An 18,801-nucleotide genomic window follows, 5' to 3' on the forward strand; every position below is an offset into this window, starting at 1 on the left:
TCCGTAAGCATTAGCCCTAAAAAGATAAGTTTTGAAAGCCAGTGGATGTGAAAATAAGAGGCACCAATCAACTTGATTAGAAAGTGTGACCCCGATGATCTTAAAAGAAAATCGTATCCCTAAGAAACTCAGACTACTAGAGTTGTTTGTTGACTATCTTTTTATCTGTAGCTACTTGTTGGTTTTATTTGTCATAAGTATAGGCTTTTATATGTTCGTGCTTGACGGGATACCCAATTTTTCTGAATGGCAATCGCAACTTATCGCCACTTGCTTTTCTGTCCTTCCCATGATCTTCATTTTCTCCTTTTTAGACTTTTCAAAAGGAAGTTTTGGAAAACGACGGGCTGGCTTAATGGTTTGCTTTGATCAAAAGTCATATTCAGCGAGTTTGATCAGAAATACCATCAAGTTTTTACCTTGGGAGTTGGGGCATATTGCGACCATTCATGGGATGTATACAAATTATGATAAGGTCTCGATTTGCCTTTCTTTCCTTAGCTTGACCTGCTTTCTGATTTTTTTAATCATGGGAACTTTACGACAAGACAAAAGGCATTTTGGAGATTTATTAGCAGGGACCCAAGTCCAACTTGGAATCCCCTCAATTGCCTCAGAATTTGAGCAAGTATGACTAGCTTCACACAATAATCGCAGAAAGCCTTTGAGCGGACATGATTTCGCGAATGACCCCGCTTAGACGGAGCGCAAGCGTAGGTCAAGTTTCAAAAATTTACGAAGTAAATTTGCAGAAAGGATACATTATGTTTTACATTTACCTTAGAAATTTCGTTGCCTTCCTCTTGTGGATGCTCAATGGCAATGCCCATTACCACAACAAAGATAAAATTTTAGATCCATCAGAAAACTATATCCTCGTTGCCCCCCACAGAACATGGTGGGATCCAGTTTATATGGCCTTTGCAACCAAACCAAAAGAATTCATTTTCATGGCCAAAAAAGAGCTTTTTAAAAATGCCTTCTTCGGCTATTGGATTGAAAAGTGTGGCGCCTTCCCTATTGACCGGGACCGTCCAGGACCTAGTACGATCAAGTATCCCACAAAAGTCCTCAAAGCCTCTAACCGTTCTCTGATTATGTTCCCTTCTGGCTCTCGCCATTCAACAGATGTCAAAGGTGGCGTTGCCGTCATTGCCAAAATGGCGAAAGTCCGTATTTTGCCAGCTGTTTATCAAGGACCTAGAACATTCAAGGCTCTGGCTAAGCGCGAGCAGGTGGATATGAATTTCGGGAATGCCATTGATATCTCAGATATCAAAAAAATGGATGAAGCGGGTATTGCTGAAGTTGCCCGTCGTATCGAATCAGAGTTTGACCGTTTGGATGCTGAATTAGAAGCGACAAAAGGGACACATCGTCGGATGATTTTTGGTTACATCCCACGTTTGATTTTGCTAGTTCCAGCTATTCTCATCACGTTATTAACGGTACTCTTTACCATGGTGGCAGCACCTATTCATAAGAAGTTGAAAAAATCATGAGCTATCATGGTTTTTTTATTTTATCACCTAAGTACTTGATAAAACAAAGTGTACTATCTATAATAGTACATACGATACAATGTAAAAGAAAGGAGAAGTATGAATAAATTAGCCATATACGAACAGTTATCGCTTGAAATTAAAAGTGATATTGCTTCAGGGATTTTACGTTCAGGTGATAAATTACCTAGTGTCCGAAAGTTTGCTTTGGAAAAGAAAATCAATCCCAATACAGCGGCTAAGGTTTATAAATTTTTGGAAAACGAAGGGGTGATTACCTCTATTCCCAGCAAAGGAAATTTTGTTAGTCAGGATGTTGAAAATCTTCAGTCAATTCAAATCAATGATTTGACTGAAGAATTCAAAGACTTGCTAGAACAAATGCGTCTGATGTGTATTGAAAAAAGCAAGATTTTAGAGATAGTTGAGGAGGCGTATCATGGGTTTGCAAATTGAAAATGTCAGTAAACCAATTAACGGGCAACAGATTTTAACGCAGGTTGATCTTGACATTCAAGCAGGTAGTATCGTCGGGCTAGTGGGACGAAATGGCGCTGGCAAGACGACCTTGATGCGCTTGCTTGCTGGGGAAATTCAGCCTGATACAGGGGATATCAGACTTGATTCTGCAGATTTAAATGATATCTTTTACCTGGATACTTTAGCTAATTGGCTGACTGGTTATAATGCGAGAACAGCAGCGGACGTTCTAGAAATTTTCTATGTGAACTTCGATCGACAAGTCTTTTTTGATATATTGGCCAGTCAAGACTTATCGGAAACTAAAACGATTGCTTCTTTTTCGAAAGGCCAAAGGGTATTGATTGAAGTAGCTGCTGGTGTGGCGAGTGGTGCTATTTATCTGCTTTTTGATGAACCATTGGATGGTTTGGATGTTTTTGTGAAAGATTATTTCAAGCGTCTCTTGCTAGAAGTTGTGGAACAGGGACGAAGCGTGATGATTGCGACCCATAACCTGACAGAATTGGATAGCTTGGCCGATCGTGTTTTTTTGATTAAAGATAGTGAAATCGTTGAACAAGAAAAAGATAGTGATATTGTGAAAATTCAGTTTGTTTATGAGGGAGATCAATTGCCGAGTAATCTGCTTGAAGTTGCAATCATTTTGGAACAGCGTGGACGCGTTTATCTAGCACTTGTGACACATGGTGTTTTAGACTGTATCTTTAGTGATTATTTGACCTACAAATTTGTTGAAATTCTTCAAGTCACAACTGAAGATATTTTTCGTAAAGAGCTGAGATAAGGAGTTCAGATGAAAAAAGTATTTAAAGCTTATTTTAAGTTGCGTAAGGGCTGGATCATCACACTTTATGGGCTCCTTTTGCTAGCTGGTTTAGCGAGCATGGTCAATGATAATGTTCAATGGCATAAGTGGGAAGCTGCTGTTACTAAAAACACGAATGCAAAGGAATATCAAAAGTTCAGGTCATACTATAAAAACAATCCTGATCTAGATGTTTATGGTACAGTAACGCCTGAGTCACATATTAAATATTTAAATTCAGTACCTATAAATTCTGTATTTTTTAAGGAAGATAGAGTGACAGGGAAGATGATTTATCAATCCTCTCCAGCTGAATATGAAACATATAGAGATAATTTGCTTGCATATTATCCGAAAAAAGACAATTATTTCTATGATCGAATTGTTTTTCGTAATTTACCTAGTGAAACTAACGAGCATACTAACGTTCAAATCAATCTAGTTGCCTTGATGTCAGAGACAATTCTTCTGACGTTTGTGGTTGCTTTTGCATTGGCAGTCGTACTAGACCAATCTAAACACATTACCGCTTTCATCGGTTCGCGTATGGGAGGTAACACGACGCTTCATTTTGCTCAATTTATCTATTGGGTGGGGATTCCTCTGATTATAGCAAGTATCTTATCCCTTATCACACACTTGACGCGACAATTTTTTATACCGAGTCAATATGTTAAAATCCCTTGGGAGAAAGTACTAGAATTAAGTGGTGAGGCGTTATCGGTTGCTTTGATTGCAGCGATTGGTGTGAGCTTAGTCGACGCACTTGTTGGTAAACCTGTTTATAAGATTGTGACCGGAGTTTTAGCAGTGCCAGCTTTGGCAATAGCAATGAGTAATCTTCGTCAACTCATTACTTGTCGGCCAATATCGGACATTATGATTAAAATCCCTTTGTTTATTTATATGCTTGTTTTTTGCGGCGATTGTCATTCCAATCGTTCTTGTTTTGCAAAAAAGCTAGTCATTAGAGCAAGATTCTTTCTATATCAAGCTTAAAGCCTTGCGTTTACCTTTTTATATTGGCATAGTTATCTTGACGATTATTGATTTTTTCTTGCCCTTCTTTATGATGGGTCGAGTGCTGGATTCGCCTCTTACTGTGGTGATCAATTCGGTCATGATGGTTGGTCTCCTCGCTGTTTTCGCGAAACTGGTCCTTGACAAGGATATCCGGGATGTTTTCAAAAAATAACAGGGCATTAGCACTCTTTAAAAAGAGTGCTAATTTTTTTGTCAAAATTGGTCAAACATGGTAAAATAGATTTACACTAAAAATACTAATTAAAATAAAAGAGGTTTTACCTAAATGAATAACACAGAATACTACGATCGTCTGGGTGTCAGCAAGTCTGCCAGCCAAGATGAAATCAAAAAAGCTTATCGAAAATTGTCAAAACAGTATCACCCAGATATCAACAAAGAAGCGGGTGCTGAAGACAAGTATAAGGAAATTCAAGAAGCCTATGAAACACTAGGTGATGAGCAAAAACGTGCAGCCTATGACCAATATGGCGCAGCTGGAGCCAACGGTGGTTTCGGTGGCGGCGGTGGCTTTGGCGGCTTTGATGGCTTCTCAAGTGGTGGCTTCGGTGGCTTTGACGATATCTTTTCATCATTTTTCGGTGGTGGCGGTGCGCAAAGCAATCCGACTGCCCCACGTCAGGGTCAAGATTTGCAATATCGCATGAAGTTGAAATTCGAAGAAGCGATTTTTGGCGTTGATAAAGAAATTAGCTACCCACGCGAACAAGCCTGTCATACCTGTCATGGCAATGGTGCTAAACCTGGTACGCAGCCTATTACGTGTAACAAGTGTGGCGGTCGAGGCCAAGTCCAAGTGGCGCGTGATACCCCACTTGGTCGTGTGATGACCACAGCAACCTGTGATGTTTGTCATGGCACTGGTAAAGAAATCAAAGAAAAATGTCCAACTTGTCATGGTTCAGGTCATGAAAAACAAGACCATAAAGTGAAAGTTTCTGTACCAGCAGGTGTTGAAACAGGGCAACAAATGCGCATGCAAGGTGGCGGAGATGCTGGGGTTAACCAAGGTCCTTATGGCGACCTTTATGTCGTTTTTGATGTTGCAGCCTCTGATAAATTTGAGCGAGATGGCTCTGAAATTTTCTATGACATGCCGCTTGAATTTGTCCAAGCAGCACTTGGTGATGAAGTTGAAATTCCAACGGTTCATGGGAATGTTAAACTGAAAATCCCAGCAGGTACACAAACCGGTCAAAACTTCCGTTTACGTGGTAAAGGTGCGCCTAAACTTCGTGGTTCTGGTAATGGCGATCAACACGTTATCATCAACATCGTCACACCTAAGAAACTCAATGATGCGCAAAAAGAAGCGCTGACAGCCTTTGCCAAAGCAAGCGGTCAAAGCGTGAATGCACAGAAACCCGAAGGCTTCTTTGATAAGTTGAAAAAAGAATTTAAATAAAAGTACTGATTCTTTCAGTTCTAGTTTTTGGTCTGACATCTGTTCTTGTCGGGTTCAGTTGGAAAATCAGTCTATTCATTTTTTTCCGTCTTTTGCAAGGTTTCAGCGCAGGCATCATAACACCCTTGATGTCCACTTTACTCGTCAAAACGGCTGGTCCAGAAAATATCGGTAAAGTCATTGCTATCGTAACTACCCCAATGATTTTTGGACCTATATTTGGCCCAGTTTTGGGTGGTTTACTCATTGAATTCAGTTCATGGCAGTGGCTTTTTTTCATTAATGTCGGTGTAGTCGCCCTAGCAATCCCCTTACTCATCCGAAATTTGCCAGATTTTCCAGCGGTTGATGCCTCACGTAAATTGGATATTATTGGGATACTGTTGTTATCAGGTATGAGCATCGCCATGATTATGGGCATCTCAAAAGCCGCAGATTCAGCCAGTTTTCTGATACCCTCAACCTTGTTGTGGCTAGCGATAGGAGGGGGATTGCTACTCGCCTACATCCTCTATGACAGACACAGTCCGTATCCGACCGTTCTGCCGCTGCGCCTCTTTCACCATCGCACCTTCAAAGCGACAAGTATCGGTCTCTTTCTTGCTAACATTGCCATTATGGGGCCAATGTTCCTACTTCCTTTAATCTTTCAAAACATGCTAGAGTTGACGACGATTGGGGCAGCGCTTGCGCTGATACCACAAGGTTTGGGGATGTTAGTTATGAGACCTTATATTGGTCGGATGATTGATAAAGTCGGCGCTAAAAGAGTGGTCTTGGTCAGTGTTGCTCTGTCAATGCTCGGCTCTGTTCCATTAGTTTTCATCACACAACAGACATCTTTCATCTGGTTATCTTTTGTCCTTTTCACTCGTGGGATGGGTGTTGGTGGGATTACCATTGCTTTATCAAGTGATGCCTATACGGGGCTTGATGAGCAAGACCTGCCGCCTGCTGGAGTTGGCATTAATGTCATTGAGAATTTTGGTTCTAGTTTTGGTACAGCGCTTTTAGCGACGGTCTTTGCTGCAACGACATTGACAGCAGGACAAGTCGCAGGATTTCATGCGGGCTTTCTTGTGTCAATCATTGCGCTTATACTTGTCGCTTTACCGGCTTTATTTTTGACCCCAAAATAAAATATGCCGAGTAGATAAGGTTCAGTTAAGCTAGCGAGTATATAATAAAATCATTCCTAAAATATTTTTCATAACCTTCCCTTTTCTAAAAGCTCGCCTAACTTGGCGAGCTTTTATGTTATAATGAGAACATGAGCATTGAAAATTATAAACCGGATTTCCTGCTGACAGCTGCCTATCGGCTCAACGCGGAAAGTTTGAAACGGCATGGCATTCGTGCTGTCTTGGTCGATTTAGATAATACCTTGACGGCTTGGAATAATCCTGACGGTACGCCTGAGATGCGGTCTTGGTTAGCAGAGATGAAAGCCACAAACATCAAAGTCATCGTCGTGTCAAATAACAATCACGATCGCGTTAAGAGGGCTGTCGAGCGATTCGATGTGCCTTTTGTTAGTCGTGCTATGAAGCCTTTCGACATGGGCATTAAAAAAGCCCTTGCGGTCTTGGGAGAAAAACCTGAGGATGCGGTGATGGTCGGCGATCAGTTGATGACGGATATTCGCGCTGCTAAGCGGGCGGGAGTTCGGAGTGTTCTGGTGCAACCTTTGGTTACCTCAGATGCCTGGAATACGAAGTTTAATCGTGCGCGTGAACGACGCGTATGGCGCAAGTTAATAGAAAAATATGGAGAACCCGAGTGGCAGAACGCGATTTAGTATCAGAAGAAGTAGAAGCTTTGCATTGTATTGGCTGTGGGGCTGTCATTCAAACGACAGATAAAGCAGGCATCGGCTACACGCCTCAATCAGCACTAGAAAAAGGATTAGAAACAGGCGAGTTGTATTGTCAACGCTGTTTCCGTCTGCGTCACTATAATGAGATTGCGGCTGTTAACATCAGTGATGATGAGTTTTTGCGTCTCTTGACAGAAGTGGGCAATACTAATGCCTTGGTCGTCAATGTCGTTGATATATTTGACTTTAATGGGTCGGTTATTCCTGGTTTGCATCGGTTTGTAGCGGGAAATGATGTGCTGTTAGTTGGGAATAAACGCGATATCTTGCCGAAATCGGTCAAGGAAAGCAAAGTGAGAAACTGGTTACGGGAACGTGCCCATGAGGAAGGCTTGCGGCCTGTTGATGTGGTGCTGACCAGCGCTTATAACCGTGATGACACACTGGATCTTGTAGATGAGATTGAAAACTATCGTGAGGGTCGTGATGTCTATGTGGTTGGTGTGACCAATGTCGGGAAGTCAACCTTGATAAACGCCATTATTAAAAATGCGACTGGAGATAGTGATGTGATCACGACCAGTCGTTTCCCAGGGACAACCCTTGATAAAATCGAGATTCCTTTGGATGATGGTAGTTTTATTATTGACACACCAGGGATTATCCATCGCCATCAAATGGCGCACTTTATCGGGCCTGAAGACTTGAAATTAGTGAGTCCGAAAAAAGAAATTAAACCAAAAACTTATCAGTTGAATGAAGGTCAGACCTTATTCATGGGTGGTTTGGCACGTTTTGATTACCTAAAAGGTGACAAGCAAGGCTTTACAGGTTTCTTTGATAATCATCTCATGATTCACAGAACCAAACTTGAAAAAGCAGATGAGTTTTATGTGAAGCATAAAGGCAGCCTTCTAGCACCACCTCGAGAGGATGACATGGACACTTTCCCTAAACTTGTCCGAAAAGAATTTGCTCTTAAAGAAAAATCAGATATCGTCTTTTCTGGTCTGGGATGGATTCGTGTTGCGAAACCAGCGATTATTGCTGTTTGGGTACCTGAGGGTGTTGATGTCGTCGTTAGAAAAAGTTTAATCTAAAAAGCGCTATTTTGATTAAACCTCATATTCAGATAGATTGAAACCATCATCATTTTATGATATGATGGTTTTTTAATAAGATTAAAAGAGAATATTGAGGGAAAAAGATGAATACAATGAGCTTGTTATTTCAAGAAAATCCAATGGCGTATATTGGTCTAGGCGTTGCAGCAGTTGCCATAGTCGTCATGCTTGTTTTTTTGATTCAGTTGATTGCGGGTAAAAATAAGAAACGTGAGTTGCTGAAATTTCTGCTTGCGCTACTTGTTGTGGTTGCAAGTCTCGGTACTTTCATGTATGCGGCACTGACGGTAGAGATGCCCAAGTCAGATACGATAGTAGCAGTCATGGATAAAATTAATGACAATGATGATTACCAAAAATACGGGATTGAAGCCAATCAACTGACGACCTCAATGATCAATGAATGGGGCGCTTCCGGTGATATCTCTCCTGAAAAAGGACAAGAAATCATCAATAACAATCAAGTCAAAATTAATGCTCTGATTGCCAATGGTAAAGGCTATCTAAAAGCGATTGATCAGGCTGCACCAAAAGAGAAATTAGACGATTTACCCAAAGAGTATGGTGACTATGTTGCAGCAATAAAAGAAAATATCAAGATTAGTTTGAATATGTTAACTGACCTGCAGGCTATCCAACTTAATCAGAACGAAACAGTAGATAAGGTCAACAAAGAATACAATCAAGCCTTGATGACAGCACAAAAGACCATTAGTTCAGCAGCTATAGCTTTAAATAAGGTACGTGGCACTGAAAAACAAACAGATAGGTAAAAATCAGCTAGGAAATCTAGATAGGATGTCGGACTAAAAAGCTGTCAACCATGATAAATAGTAGGAAGGTGTGATTCCTTCCTTTTTGTTTCTTCTAAATTATGGTAAAATTAAATTTAGAGATTTAAAAATTGAATCGACAGCACACAAGCGGTTATACGCTAAATAAAGAAAGAACACTATGGAATTAACAGGAAAACAAAAACGCTATCTCCGCGCTGAAGCGCACCACTTGACACCGATTGTTCAAATCGGAAAAGGTGGTTTAACAAATGAAATCAAAACCAGTATTCGTAAAGCACTAGATGCCCGTGAGTTGATCAAAGTGGCGATTCTCCAAAACTCTGATGCTGATATCAATGATGTCGCAGAAGAAATCGAAGAAATGTCATTTGATGTCGTTCAAAAAATTGGCCGCATTTTAGTCGTCTTCAAAGTAGCTGAAAAACGCGAAAATCGCAAACTTTCCCTTAAAGTCAAAGACTTATAAGCCTGTTCTTTAAGGCGAGCCGCAAGGGCTCAGCACCTCAGCACCAATTCTCACGCATGTTTTACCGTCAAAGGAGTTATTGATGGGTATTGAACTTCTCACACCCTATACGAAAGTTGAACTTGAACCTCAAAAAACTGGTGAGCGCCGTCAGATCGGTCTTTTTGTCGGGAAATTTGCCCCGATTCATCTGGCCCATCTGGTCATAGCAGATCAAGTGTGGCGCGAGCTCAACCTCGAGCGTATTTTGTTTATGCCTGAGTATGATGATGAAAATGGGACAATTATCAGCCTCTTAGTGCGTGCTTTGCAAGGGCATCCGGGCTTTGGTATTGATATGGCGCGACTCAACCGTGCGAGACAGCCCCTCATCGACACGTTGAAAACCTTGATTGCTAATAATCCGGAGACAGACTTTTATTTGATTGCTGGAAGTGATGAAATTGGTAGGTTGTCTCAGCTTGAAAATGCGTCAGAATTGGCGCAACTGGTGCAACTTGTGGGGGTGCAGCGACCAAAATTTAGGACCGGGACGTCCTTACCGATTTTGTGGGTTGATGTGCCACAGATGGATATCTCGTCCAAAAATCTGCGGGATATGATGCGGCATGGGATTGAACCTAAATTTTTGATACCAGATGCGGTGCTTGACGTAATTAAGGAGAGGGGATTGTATGGCCTTTGATTTTTATCCAGAAGTTGGTCTGACACGGGCTGAACTGCTGGACAAACTTTCAGCAAATATGTCTGGGAAACGTTTTCAGCATGTGCAAAATGTTGCACAAGCCGCACTTAGGTTAGCAGAGCGTTGGGACTATCCTGACCTTAGAAAAGCAGAATTAGCGGGGCTCCTGCATGATTATGCTAAGGAAGAGACCGACGACACTTTTATCCATCTAATCCAAAAATATCAATTAGACCCAGACCTCCTCAACTGGAATAATAATGTCTGGCACGGTCTGGTTGGGATTTATAAAATTCAGGAAGATTTAGGGTTGACGGATTCAGAGATTCTTCGAGCGATTGAGATTCATACGGTCGGGAGCGCGGACATGACCTTGCTAGATAAGATTTTGTATGTGGCAGATTATGTCGAAGCTGGGCGGACTTTTGAGGGTGTTGAGGCTGCACGTCTCCTAGCTTATGAGCAGGATTTAAATGCTGCTGTCGCTTATGAAACGGTGCACACGGTCGCATTTCTAACTAGCAAACATGTCAGGATCTACCCACAAACGATTTTAACCTATAATGCCTATGTTGACCAACTCAAATAGGACCAAGAAACGTTTATTCCTAGGTTTTGCCGCTGGTTTTCTGGCGATTAATGGTGCTCAACGTATCTATCAGGCTTTACTGAGGAATAGACGTAAGCGACAATTTTTAGCTTATTTAAAGAATGATCCAACGGTTACCTTTGGCAACTTTCATCGGGCCTCGGTTTATGGTTACAAACATATTAGGAGTTCTCAAAACGTCTATTTTGCGGTAAGACAACTCTCTGATACGCGATATATTGTTCGTCGCCATGCCCCGATTTGGGCTATGCCAGAAAGCTATGCTATCACCGATTTTGACTATAATTTTCTCAGTGATTTTGCTTATTATGTTGATGATCAGATGGCCCTGCAAGATCATTTTGAACCGATTTGTACAGGGGATTGTTTAGATGATCGATTTCAGGTCATTCAAACAATTGATGATGATCTGACAGGTATGCAAGCCATGGCTGTGCAAGTCAGTCGAACTCAGCTCATTATATGCTGGAACTAATCCACTGGATGCCAGGGATTTGAAGATGGATATGACGACAATTGTCTCTAAACAAAATCTGCCTAGTTCAGAAAATAGTCAGCAGCATCAAAAAGCTGAAAAATTTTATCAGGCCCTTCAAGCGGATTATCCTAACATGACAATCACGCTGACCGGTCATTCACTGGGCGGCTTTCTAGCTTTATACGTCGCTTGTCGACAAAGGCTTGAAGCCACGGTTTATAATGCGCCAGACCCATGTCAACTTTTAGACGACATGCCTCAAAACCAACAACTTAAACTTAAAAATTACCGCCATGCTTATGATGCCATGGGCAATTTTGCGGGCAACGGGACAGGTGCTGAAATATTCAGTAATCGGCGCTTTGTCCTCGCACGCACGCCCTTTGTCTATCACGGCATCGCTTCATGGCGATTTGATCCGAATGGAAAAATAGAAAGATAAAACAAGATGACAACTCAAAATGTACTACAAATCGCAGTGAAAGCTGCAGATGATAAAAAAGCTCTTAATATTGTTGCCCTAGATATGCGTGAAGTGAGCGGTGTCATGGACACGCTTGTCGTGATGGAAGCTATGAATGCGCGTCAAATCGACGCCATCGTGGACAATATTACAGAAGCAATCAAAAAAGATGGCGGCGAAATCCACGGCGTTGAAGGCGTTGGTGCAGATGGTTGGGTCCTAATTGACTTGATTGACGTGGTTATCAATGTCATGACTCATGATTCACGCCTGACCTACAGCCTTGAAAAACTTTGGCATGATGCGCCAGATATCGACGTTGACAAGTGGTTGACAGTATAATGATACTGAAAGCGGTGCGACTTCAAGCGCATCTAACTAAGTGAGAAAATATGGATAATTATCAAGAATTTGCACGCGTTTATGATACGATTATGGATGACACGCTCTATGAAGCTTGGCATGACTTTTCGCGCCGTCATCTACCGTCAGAAACCAAGGAAATATTAGAGCTTGCCTGTGGTACGGGCAAGCTTTCTGTGCAGTTTGCGCGAGATGGCTACGCCGTAACAGGCCTCGACCTGTCAGAAGAAATGCTGACCATCGCTTATAACCGAGCGCTTGATGAACTGGATGACTCCGTCGGTATCGGCTTCATCGAAGGTGACATGCGTGATTTGAGCGACGTCGGCACCTATGACGCTGTGACCTGCTATAGCGACAGCATCTGTTACATGCCTGACCGTGAGGCCGTACAAGAAGTTTTTGACGGCGTCTTCAACGCCTTAAATGCAGGAGGCACCTTTATCTTCGATGTGCACTCCGTGCATCAGATCGATAATGTCTTTCCAGGCTATACCTACCACGAAAACGAAGAAGACTTTGCCTTTATATGGGATTCATTTCCAGGCGAAAAAGCCCACAGTATCACCCATGAATTGACCTTCTTTGTCAAAGACAGTGACGGCAAATTCGAACGCCGTGATGAAGTTCATGACGAACGGACTTACACGATTGACAACTACTTGACCATGTTAGACAATGCCGGTTTTGTCTCAGTCCAAGTTTTTGCCGACTTTGAAGATGTTGCACCAAGTGATCAAGATGACGACAGCGCCCGTTGGTTCTTTGTTGCCAGAAAAGATTAAACATGGACATGACACCGACAGACTTCTATATCATGAAGCACTATGCAGAAAAGAGAGAGCAGTGGTGGTGGCAATCAACGAGGTGGCTGCCTAGGCTGTCTACTTAACATATTCGGCGTTCTGTTAACTATCGTCTTTATGATAGTCTTGATCAGGTTAGTAGCTGGTACACTTTTTTAAATGAAAGGAAAATACTATGTTCTATTTAGGTATCATCGTGGTCGTTGGCTTAATTGCCTACTTGACACAAAATAAACGGGAGAGAAAATTTCCGACTTGGTTAAAAGTACTTTTAGTCATCGTAGGTTTAGTCGTTCTAGCCGACATCTCGGAAGAATTAATGGGGATTGTTTTTCTAGCCCTCATCGTTTGGTGGCTTGTTAGACGACCAAGTCGTCAAAAAAGAAAAGAGGCTAAGGCTGCAGTGCAAGTTGAAGCCATGCGCGCACAAGCCAAATCTACGCAACCGATTGACCCTATCAAACGCTATGTCTCAACACCTAAGCGTCAGGAAGCTTTGGCCGAATTAAATAGCACACCAAAAGACTTGGCAGCCTACATTCATCAGGAAATCGATACCTTCTTTATGAATGAATGGACTAAAATGTCTGTCATCTATATGGATCAGTCGGACCAGTTTGATGATGACGTTCAAGAAAATGCTGGCCGTCAGATGCGGGAAATTTTGGATGCCATTTTTGCTAAATTTGCGAAGAAAAGACGTGCTGAAATGGTGGAGCAGCAGTCGATTAATGAAGAACTGAAAGCCCAACATAAACAAGAAATTGACATAGCCATGCAAGTTTATGACAAATGGCAGGATAAGGCATGACCTCATCCAAAGTTTCTAGCGAAGATTCTGCCAAGATTTCAGGGATCATCGCAGAATTTAATCCCTTCCATCATGGGCATCAGTATTTGCTGTCACAAGCACAAGGTTTGAAAATCGTCATCATGAGTGGCAATTGGATGCAGCGAGGAGAGCCTGCGATCGTGGACAAGTGGACACGTGCCCAAATGGCCTTAAAAAATGGTGCGGACATCATCGTCGAGCTACCATTTTTTGCTAGTGTTCAGGGGGCTGACTATTTCGCCCAATATGCGGTGCAGATGCTTGCTGATTTAGGCATTGATCAGTTAGTTTTTGGAACGGATTCCGATGCCATCGACTATGATAGGCTACGTCAAGTTTACCGTGAAAACGAGGCAGAGATTCAGGCCTTTCTAGAGACTTTACCTGACAATTTGTCCTATCCGCAAAAGATGCAGCAGATGTGGCAGACCTTTGCTGGGATTCGGTTTGACGGTAACACACCCAATCACATCTTAGGACTGGCGTATACAAAAGCAGTCGCAACTGTTGCGCCTGATATTCAGTTACAACCAGTCAAGCGGCTTGGGGCAGGTTTTCACGATGAAACCCTATCACACTTTGCATCAGCAACGGCACTTCGTGAGCACGCTGATGACGACCTCTCGAACTTTATGCCAGAGTTTACTAGTTTTCATCTCGCGCCAAAAGTCCAGTGGTCGGATTATTTTCCCTTGCTTAAATACCAGCTACTAGCTACCCGACTCACCGACATTTTCCAGGTTAATGATGAGCTGGCTGTTAGACTGAAAAGTGCCATTAAAACAGCGACAGATTTTGAAGCCTTAGTGGATGCGGTTGTGACGAAGCGCTATACCAAGGCGCGAGTCAGACGTTTGTTGACTTATATTTTGATCAATGTGCCCAAAACGCAAGGTTTTGAACAACCTAAGCCACATGTGCTAGGCTTTTCAGCAGCAGGTCAGCGTTATCTAAAAAAATTTGATGTCGTGACTAAGGTCGGTAAAACCTATCAAGATGCACTCACGCTTCAAGCAGACGCCATCTATCGTCTAGGCAATCAAGCCATCCCTGAGCAAAATTATGGCCGACCACCGCTTAGGCAGACGCATGGCGCAGCCCAAGTAGAAAAGTAAGTTAATACGCTAAAAAGTATCAAAAATGATACGCAGAGCTGACAAATGTCGAAATTATGATAAAATAGTATATACTCAGTTAAGTAAATAAAGTAAACATTTTGGACTATTTTCCGTCACTTCTTTGTTGACACGTCTTGACGTACACATGTACGCCTGCGTCTTGTCGCCTTGAATTGACAAAAAATATCTCAAAAATGTTGTTTACTTTCTTTACTTAACCGAGTATAGCAGAATACAAAAGGATACGAAAGAAGGACTATTAATGGGACGCAAATGGGCGAATATCGTTGCAAAGAAAACAGCTAAAGATGGCGCAAACTCAAAGGTTTACGCAAAATTTGGTGTGGAAATCTACGCTGCAGCGAAACAAGGAGATCCAGATCCTGAGTCAAACTCAAAACTGAAATTTACGATTGAACGTGCGAAACAAGCGCAAGTGCCACGTCATATTATCGACAAAGCCATTGATAAAGCCAAAGGTAGCAATGATGAAACCTTTACAGAAGGTCGTTACGAAGGCTTCGGTCCTAACGGGTCTATGGTCATCGTTGACACGTTGACAACTAATGTTAACCGGACTGCTGCTAATGTTCGTGCTGCCTATAATAAAAACGGTGGTAACTTCGGTGCCTCTGGTTCAGTATCTTACTTGTTTGATAATACAGGTGTCATTGGGTTTGTTGGAGATAATGCAGACGAGATTTTCGAGTATCTTTTAGAAAAAGAAATCGATGTTCGTGACGTTGAGCAACAAGATGATCAAGTCATCGTTTATACAGAACCAGAAGCCTTGCACAAAGCCTTAGAAGCACTTCGTGAGAATGGTGTTGCTGAATTCACCGTGTCAGAACTTGAATTGATTCCGCAAAGCGAAGTTGAACTATCAGGTGATGACCTAGAAACATTTGAAAAACTTATTGACGCACTTGAAGATGACGAAGACGTGCAAAAAGTTTATCACAATGTAGCGGATTTCTAATTAACAATAAAAAAGGCGATGATAATCACCGCTTTTTTTGTTGCTAATTTTGGAGTTTGGTTGATTTGTCGGTTGTTTTAAAATCAGCTTTTTCTTGAATCCATTGGGTAATGTTGGTTAACTCTGACAGGCTATCTTGTTCACGGGTGATCAGATAGAACTGTCTGCTATATTTTTCAGATAGCTTTTGATAGGGAATGTCTTGCGCTGCACGCTGAGAGATGATGGCACAGCCGAACCCTTTTTTGAGTAGAGCGACGATCATTTCGTTATTTTGAATGGTATGTGTTTCTGTTTGGATATCGTGTTCTTCTAGATAGCGTTGCGTATAGTAGTAGACGCCAGATGTCTTTTCTCGAACAAGCCAAGGACCCGCTTCTGGATTGCCAGCTAGGACGAGCTGATCATCAGCTAAGGGAAATCGGTGGATCTGTTTAGCTGATAGGGGTTTTTCAATAAAGCCAAAGTCGATTTCGTGGTGTTCTAAGGCCTCTAGAACTTCAAGTGAGTTCATCATTTTAATGTCGAAAGTAATGTTAGGGAAATGCTGCCTTAAGCTGATGATTAAATCTGGTAACAAATAGATGGAAAAAGTATGGGAAGCAGCGATAACGCAGTGAGTGATGTTATCCTTTTGTTGCTGTATCGAGAGTTTAAGTGCTTCCCAGTCATCCAAAAGATGTCCTGTTTTTTGATAGAGTAAATCAGCCTGTGGCGTTGTCAAAATTTCCTTTCGGCCATTGCGAATGAAAAGTGTGGTATCTAATTCATTTTCTAATTGCTTAATTTGTGCAGAAACTGTGGGTTGGACGACAAACAATAATTCCGCTGCCTTAGAGAAATTTTTAGTTTCGTAGACGGCCTTAAAGGTGGTTAATTTTTTGAACATCTATATTCTCTCCTATCATTTTTTTTGATTAAAGCTATTATATCAATTAATGAAAGTAATGGAAATTTTGAACTATAATAAGATGTAGAAGCAATAACTAGCCATGAAAGAAAGAGAGTCAATCATATGGAAAATGCCTTACTAAAAAAATACACCCCACTTCTACCGGGCTTGGGACTGTCTGTTTCAGTTGCCGTCCTTGCCAAAATAGTCGCCATCTTTTTACCAGATCTAGGTGGGGCAACACTTGCGATTCTTTTCGGGATTGTTTTAGGCAATACCTTTTTTAAGCAGGAAGTTCTGGCGGTCGGGACAAAATTCTCTGAGAGTGTTTTATTAGAGTATTCCGTCGTTCTACTCGGCTTTACGGTGACCTTTCAGACAATCAGTCATCTAGGGTTCAATGGTCTAGGCTATATTATAGCGATGATGGCGACTGTGATTTCTGCCACCATTTTAATTGGTAAAAGGCTAGGATTTTCTGACAATATGTCAACGATGATGGCGGGTGGCAATGCTGTCTGCGGTTCTTCAGCGATTGGTGCCATCGCCCCAAGTATCGGAGCTAAAGATGATGAAAAAGGACAAGTGATTACGCTCGTTAATCTGTTGGGAACTGTTATGATGTTGACATTACCTTTTTTAGGCACGATGCTTTACGGTAAAGATCTATTAGCCAATAGTGCCTTACTAGGCGGGACTTTACAATCAGTCGGTCAAGTTGTCGCAGGTGCTAGTTTGATCAATCCAGAAACAGTCAGCTATGCCATGCTATTTAAAATCACGCGAATTATCTTTTTAGTCGTCGTCGTTTTCGTTTTTCAACAGCGGGCCCAAAAGCAAGGGACAGCGCAAGTGCAACACCTTAAAAAAGTCAGTGTTCCGTGGTATGTCATCGCCTTTTTAAGCGTCTGTATCTTAAATAGTTGTGTTAAACTCCCCCAGTTTTTCAATGATGGGGCGCATCAAATTGGTACCTGGTTTGAAACGATTGCTTTGGCAGCGATTGGCCTGCGACTAGATTTTAAAAAGTTCATGAAAGAAGGACTCAGCTTTTTAACTTACGGTTTACTCGTCGGTATCGTTCAGACGCTTGCAGCACTCGTTTTGATACACTTGTTTAGGATTGGTTGATTAAGAAGTTAGTTGTCATTTTAAGAAGTTATAAAGCACTTGGTTGACCAATGGATTATGCTGGTGTAACTTGCTATGCTGTGATTTACTATTTTTAACTTCTTGTTCGGTGTAACTTTTAGCGTTTTGCTCAACGATATATCTTAAAGATCGGACAGAGTTGACAGGTACAACGCAGTCACTTCCTTTTCCAGTATCACCAAAAATATTTAGAACATCTATGTTTTTGGGAAAATTATCTTTATTATCGTTTAGATGTTTATAGGCGCCAATCATGGTATCCGGCTTGCCGTCAGAATCAAGTTTGATGGTTGCCACATCTGTTTTTTCAGACATACCCATAAACCCATTAAATGGCCCAGCAATCGTGACAAGACGTTGTAATTCAGGCATTTCTTCTTTGTCAGCAGTCACTGCCCAATTAACCCAAGCGGTTGCGCCACCTGAATGTCCTACGGCATTAAATGCCTTAATCTTGTAATCTTTTTTGATTCGACTAAGAATAGGACTTAAATACTTGTCGTTGGGTCTGCCATCATTGAAGACCATGGCGATTAAAGGGTGCTTGACATCGGCTTGCCAATGGCCAGAGCTAGATATGTTGCCATTGCGGTCAATATTATATCTGAGCACTTGACGAAATCCTGCATGCTGACTCAAATCCGAAATCATATTTTTTTCAGAGCCATAGCCACCACCATAACCATGGACAAACAAGGTAGGTGTTTGGTAATTGCCCGTTGATTTTTTATCTAAGACCCTTGGTTTTGTAGCTATTAATAACATGCCTAAGGCGATTGCTATCAGTGATAGTACTGCTATTATTTTCTTCATAGTATGTGGTCAATTCTAACCCAATTAAGGTAGCTTATTTGCGTCTGTCATATAGGTTTATTATACTGAACTTTGTAGCAATATGCTATTACAGTGATTGATCGGGTAAACAAACGATATTTGGGACATTTTGTATGTCAGCCTACTTAAGATATTATCATTTTTGAA

Annotated in this window: 24 protein-coding genes; 21 read left to right on the top strand and 3 right to left on the bottom strand. The window is 41.7% G+C overall.

The window, feature by feature from the left end; all coding sequences use genetic code 11:
- Positions 1-94 precede the first annotated feature (94 nt).
- The 5 genes from LRA01S_RS05970 to LRA01S_RS05990 all read left to right on the top strand — a co-directional run bounded on the left by LRA01S_RS05970 (position 95) and on the right by LRA01S_RS05990 (position 3,789).
- Complete coding sequence (locus LRA01S_RS05970) at positions 95-634, top strand: RDD family protein (protein WP_061774705.1); 540 nt, start codon at positions 95-97, stop codon at positions 632-634.
- A 130-nt stretch (positions 635-764) separates the two neighbouring features.
- Positions 765-1,502, top strand: coding sequence for a lysophospholipid acyltransferase family protein (locus tag LRA01S_RS05975; RefSeq protein ID WP_061774706.1), 738 nt, complete (start codon positions 765-767; stop codon positions 1,500-1,502).
- 99 nt (positions 1,503-1,601) lie between these two features.
- Positions 1,602-1,958 (top strand): GntR family transcriptional regulator, encoded by a 357-nt coding sequence (locus LRA01S_RS05980; RefSeq protein WP_061774707.1) that lies wholly within the window; start codon positions 1,602-1,604, stop codon positions 1,956-1,958.
- Positions 1,942-2,769, top strand: a complete 828-nt coding sequence (locus LRA01S_RS05985) for an ATP-binding cassette domain-containing protein (protein ID WP_061774708.1) — start codon at positions 1,942-1,944, stop codon at positions 2,767-2,769. Before LRA01S_RS05980 ends, LRA01S_RS05985 begins: the two co-directional genes overlap by 17 nt.
- Before the next feature lie 9 nt (positions 2,770-2,778).
- Positions 2,779-3,789, top strand: a complete 1,011-nt coding sequence (locus LRA01S_RS05990) for a hypothetical protein (protein WP_061774709.1) — start codon at positions 2,779-2,781, stop codon at positions 3,787-3,789.
- Positions 3,790-3,799: 10 nt separating this feature from the next.
- On the opposite strand, the gene LRA01S_RS11075 is transcribed toward LRA01S_RS05990, so the two are convergent.
- On the bottom strand, positions 3,800-4,030 hold the full coding sequence (locus LRA01S_RS11075; protein WP_138492354.1) for a hypothetical protein: 231 nt from the start codon (positions 4,028-4,030) through the stop codon (positions 3,800-3,802).
- 69 nt (positions 4,031-4,099) lie between these two features.
- Here LRA01S_RS11075 and dnaJ point away from each other — a divergent pair, with 69 nt between their 5' ends.
- From dnaJ to LRA01S_RS06070, 15 genes are all read left to right on the top strand, one after another.
- On the top strand, positions 4,100-5,239 hold the full coding sequence (dnaJ, locus tag LRA01S_RS06000; RefSeq protein WP_061774711.1) for a molecular chaperone DnaJ: 1,140 nt from the start codon (positions 4,100-4,102) through the stop codon (positions 5,237-5,239).
- An 8-nt stretch (positions 5,240-5,247) separates the two neighbouring features.
- The gene (locus LRA01S_RS06005) at positions 5,248-6,378 is read left to right on the top strand and encodes an MFS transporter (RefSeq protein ID WP_255211715.1); all 1,131 of its coding nucleotides are present in this window, start codon (positions 5,248-5,250) and stop codon (positions 6,376-6,378) included.
- A 131-nt stretch (positions 6,379-6,509) separates the two neighbouring features.
- The gene (locus LRA01S_RS06010) at positions 6,510-7,037 is read left to right on the top strand and encodes a YqeG family HAD IIIA-type phosphatase (protein ID WP_061774713.1); all 528 of its coding nucleotides are present in this window, start codon (positions 6,510-6,512) and stop codon (positions 7,035-7,037) included.
- Positions 7,019-8,155, top strand: a complete 1,137-nt coding sequence (gene yqeH, locus LRA01S_RS06015) for a ribosome biogenesis GTPase YqeH (RefSeq protein ID WP_061774714.1) — start codon at positions 7,019-7,021, stop codon at positions 8,153-8,155. Before LRA01S_RS06010 ends, yqeH begins: the two co-directional genes overlap by 19 nt.
- A 107-nt stretch (positions 8,156-8,262) precedes the next feature.
- A complete protein-coding gene (locus LRA01S_RS06020) occupies positions 8,263-8,952 on the top strand; it encodes a hypothetical protein (protein WP_061774715.1) in 690 nt (229 codons plus the stop codon).
- A 181-nt stretch (positions 8,953-9,133) separates the two neighbouring features.
- Complete coding sequence (gene yhbY, locus LRA01S_RS06025) at positions 9,134-9,442, top strand: ribosome assembly RNA-binding protein YhbY (RefSeq protein ID WP_061774716.1); 309 nt, start codon at positions 9,134-9,136, stop codon at positions 9,440-9,442.
- An 82-nt stretch (positions 9,443-9,524) separates the two neighbouring features.
- Positions 9,525-10,127, top strand: a complete 603-nt coding sequence (locus LRA01S_RS06030) for a nucleotidyl transferase family protein (RefSeq protein ID WP_061774717.1) — start codon at positions 9,525-9,527, stop codon at positions 10,125-10,127.
- A complete protein-coding gene (yqeK, locus tag LRA01S_RS06035) occupies positions 10,117-10,716 on the top strand; it encodes a bis(5'-nucleosyl)-tetraphosphatase (symmetrical) YqeK (protein ID WP_061774718.1) in 600 nt (199 codons plus the stop codon). The genes LRA01S_RS06030 and yqeK overlap by 11 nt, the downstream gene beginning before the upstream one ends.
- Positions 10,691-11,212 (top strand): hypothetical protein, encoded by a 522-nt coding sequence (locus LRA01S_RS06040; protein WP_144259887.1) that lies wholly within the window; start codon positions 10,691-10,693, stop codon positions 11,210-11,212. Before yqeK ends, LRA01S_RS06040 begins: the two co-directional genes overlap by 26 nt.
- A 31-nt stretch (positions 11,213-11,243) precedes the next feature.
- A complete protein-coding gene (locus LRA01S_RS06045; protein ID WP_169797130.1) occupies positions 11,244-11,657 on the top strand; it encodes a lipase family protein in 414 nt (137 codons plus the stop codon).
- A 6-nt stretch (positions 11,658-11,663) separates the two neighbouring features.
- On the top strand, positions 11,664-12,020 hold the full coding sequence (gene rsfS, locus LRA01S_RS06050; RefSeq protein WP_061774721.1) for a ribosome silencing factor: 357 nt from the start codon (positions 11,664-11,666) through the stop codon (positions 12,018-12,020).
- A gap of 50 nt (positions 12,021-12,070) precedes the next feature.
- A complete protein-coding gene (locus tag LRA01S_RS06055) occupies positions 12,071-12,826 on the top strand; it encodes a class I SAM-dependent DNA methyltransferase (RefSeq protein ID WP_061774722.1) in 756 nt (251 codons plus the stop codon).
- A gap of 196 nt (positions 12,827-13,022) precedes the next feature.
- Positions 13,023-13,658: a hypothetical protein gene (locus LRA01S_RS06060; protein WP_061774724.1), complete on the top strand. Its 636-nt coding sequence runs from the start codon at positions 13,023-13,025 to the stop codon at positions 13,656-13,658.
- Entirely contained in the window at positions 13,655-14,794 is a 1,140-nt protein-coding gene (locus tag LRA01S_RS06065) for a nucleotidyltransferase (RefSeq protein WP_061774725.1), read from the top strand. Before LRA01S_RS06060 ends, LRA01S_RS06065 begins: the two co-directional genes overlap by 4 nt.
- Before the next feature lie 265 nt (positions 14,795-15,059).
- Positions 15,060-15,776 carry a YebC/PmpR family DNA-binding transcriptional regulator gene (locus tag LRA01S_RS06070; RefSeq protein ID WP_061774726.1) on the top strand — a complete coding sequence of 239 codons (717 nt, stop codon included), beginning with the start codon at positions 15,060-15,062 and terminating at the stop codon, positions 15,774-15,776.
- Positions 15,777-15,819: 43 nt separating this feature from the next.
- Here LRA01S_RS06070 and LRA01S_RS06075 read toward each other — a convergent pair whose 3' ends face one another.
- Positions 15,820-16,665 (bottom strand): LysR family transcriptional regulator, encoded by an 846-nt coding sequence (locus LRA01S_RS06075; RefSeq protein WP_061774727.1) that lies wholly within the window; start codon positions 16,663-16,665, stop codon positions 15,820-15,822.
- A 126-nt stretch (positions 16,666-16,791) separates the two neighbouring features.
- On the opposite strand from LRA01S_RS06075, the gene LRA01S_RS06080 reads away from it, so the two are divergent.
- On the top strand, positions 16,792-17,799 hold the full coding sequence (locus LRA01S_RS06080) for a YeiH family protein (RefSeq protein ID WP_061774728.1): 1,008 nt from the start codon (positions 16,792-16,794) through the stop codon (positions 17,797-17,799).
- Positions 17,800-17,814: 15 nt separating this feature from the next.
- Here the strand turns inward: LRA01S_RS06080 and LRA01S_RS06085 are convergent, their stop codons facing one another.
- On the bottom strand, positions 17,815-18,633 hold the full coding sequence (locus tag LRA01S_RS06085; RefSeq protein ID WP_061774729.1) for an alpha/beta hydrolase: 819 nt from the start codon (positions 18,631-18,633) through the stop codon (positions 17,815-17,817).
- Positions 18,634-18,801: the final 168 nt, after the last annotated feature.

Source organism: Pseudolactococcus raffinolactis NBRC 100932, assembly GCF_001591765.1.
In the GTDB taxonomy this organism is placed as follows: Bacteria; Bacillota; Bacilli; order Lactobacillales; family Streptococcaceae; genus Pseudolactococcus; species Pseudolactococcus raffinolactis.

Coding starts and splice junctions, on each gene's coding strand:
- LRA01S_RS05970 (WP_061774705.1), top strand. CDS start 95: ATGATCTTAAAAGAAAATCGTATCCCTAAGAAACTCAGACTACTAGAG.
- LRA01S_RS05975 (WP_061774706.1), top strand. CDS start 765: ATGTTTTACATTTACCTTAGAAATTTCGTTGCCTTCCTCTTGTGGATG.
- LRA01S_RS05980 (WP_061774707.1), top strand. CDS start 1,602: ATGAATAAATTAGCCATATACGAACAGTTATCGCTTGAAATTAAAAGT.
- LRA01S_RS05985 (WP_061774708.1), top strand. CDS start 1,942: ATGGGTTTGCAAATTGAAAATGTCAGTAAACCAATTAACGGGCAACAG.
- LRA01S_RS05990 (WP_061774709.1), top strand. CDS start 2,779: ATGAAAAAAGTATTTAAAGCTTATTTTAAGTTGCGTAAGGGCTGGATC.
- dnaJ (WP_061774711.1), top strand. CDS start 4,100: ATGAATAACACAGAATACTACGATCGTCTGGGTGTCAGCAAGTCTGCC.
- LRA01S_RS06010 (WP_061774713.1), top strand. CDS start 6,510: ATGAGCATTGAAAATTATAAACCGGATTTCCTGCTGACAGCTGCCTAT.
- LRA01S_RS06020 (WP_061774715.1), top strand. CDS start 8,263: ATGAATACAATGAGCTTGTTATTTCAAGAAAATCCAATGGCGTATATT.
- yhbY (WP_061774716.1), top strand. CDS start 9,134: ATGGAATTAACAGGAAAACAAAAACGCTATCTCCGCGCTGAAGCGCAC.
- LRA01S_RS06030 (WP_061774717.1), top strand. CDS start 9,525: ATGGGTATTGAACTTCTCACACCCTATACGAAAGTTGAACTTGAACCT.
- yqeK (WP_061774718.1), top strand. CDS start 10,117: ATGGCCTTTGATTTTTATCCAGAAGTTGGTCTGACACGGGCTGAACTG.
- LRA01S_RS06040 (WP_144259887.1), top strand. CDS start 10,691: ATGCCTATGTTGACCAACTCAAATAGGACCAAGAAACGTTTATTCCTA.
- LRA01S_RS06045 (WP_169797130.1), top strand. CDS start 11,244: ATGACGACAATTGTCTCTAAACAAAATCTGCCTAGTTCAGAAAATAGT.
- rsfS (WP_061774721.1), top strand. CDS start 11,664: ATGACAACTCAAAATGTACTACAAATCGCAGTGAAAGCTGCAGATGAT.
- LRA01S_RS06055 (WP_061774722.1), top strand. CDS start 12,071: ATGGATAATTATCAAGAATTTGCACGCGTTTATGATACGATTATGGAT.
- LRA01S_RS06060 (WP_061774724.1), top strand. CDS start 13,023: ATGTTCTATTTAGGTATCATCGTGGTCGTTGGCTTAATTGCCTACTTG.
- LRA01S_RS06065 (WP_061774725.1), top strand. CDS start 13,655: ATGACCTCATCCAAAGTTTCTAGCGAAGATTCTGCCAAGATTTCAGGG.
- LRA01S_RS06070 (WP_061774726.1), top strand. CDS start 15,060: ATGGGACGCAAATGGGCGAATATCGTTGCAAAGAAAACAGCTAAAGAT.
- LRA01S_RS06075 (WP_061774727.1), bottom strand. CDS start 16,665: ATGTTCAAAAAATTAACCACCTTTAAGGCCGTCTACGAAACTAAAAAT.
- LRA01S_RS06080 (WP_061774728.1), top strand. CDS start 16,792: ATGGAAAATGCCTTACTAAAAAAATACACCCCACTTCTACCGGGCTTG.
- LRA01S_RS06085 (WP_061774729.1), bottom strand. CDS start 18,633: ATGAAGAAAATAATAGCAGTACTATCACTGATAGCAATCGCCTTAGGC.